Annotated in this window: 1 protein-coding gene; it reads right to left on the bottom strand. The window is 35.1% G+C overall.

Annotated features, from left to right (window positions below):
- Window positions 1–291: 291 nt before the first annotated feature.
- A complete protein-coding gene (locus ACYQ2O_RS12700; protein ID WP_346025093.1) occupies window positions 292–462 on the bottom strand; it encodes a DUF4085 family protein in 171 nt (56 codons plus the stop codon).
- Window positions 463–590: the final 128 nt, after the last annotated feature.

Here is a 590-nt window from a genome sequence, read left to right as displayed (position 1 = left end):
AACCAACGGTTAGCTGAGAGAAAGAACAGAAAAGAAATAGCCGTGTAATTTTTAAAAAATAGTCATTTTGAAATTAGACGAGTGTTTCCTTTTTTAAAAAGTTAGTTATGAAATTGGTTCAAATAGACAAATAGATTGCAGTACATTCTCTTCAAAAAAAATTACTTCAATTTCTTTAGATGCGTCATACTTATTTAGTTCCACAACTTATGATAATCTTCTTTTCTATTATTTCCTTCAATATGCTCGATAGTGACGTTGATACATGATTCTTTAACTTGATTTCTCATTTTATTCGACCATAATATCAGTGCACTGAATGATCAGCTCAGCCATTTCTTCTCCTGCCAAAAGCGCATGAACTTCATAACCATTATCTAACCGATATAGCTCTTCATAAAGCCAAATACTTTCTTTGATCTGACCTTCCTGTTTAATGATTTCAGCTTCTCTAAAAGTCACTTTAGTGAACTACCCACCACTTAAATCCTCCGGATTTTGAAGTGGGGGCTTCCTACGAACTCCATTCTTGTCTGCACAGGTTTCATGCAGACAGAGGAATCGGATATGGGTAGGCTCAAAAGGCAGTC

The organism is Alkalibacterium sp. m-11 (assembly GCF_054658155.1).
The sequence above is the reverse complement of the archived record's forward strand: the minus strand, read 5'-3'. Positions and strand labels throughout refer to the sequence as shown.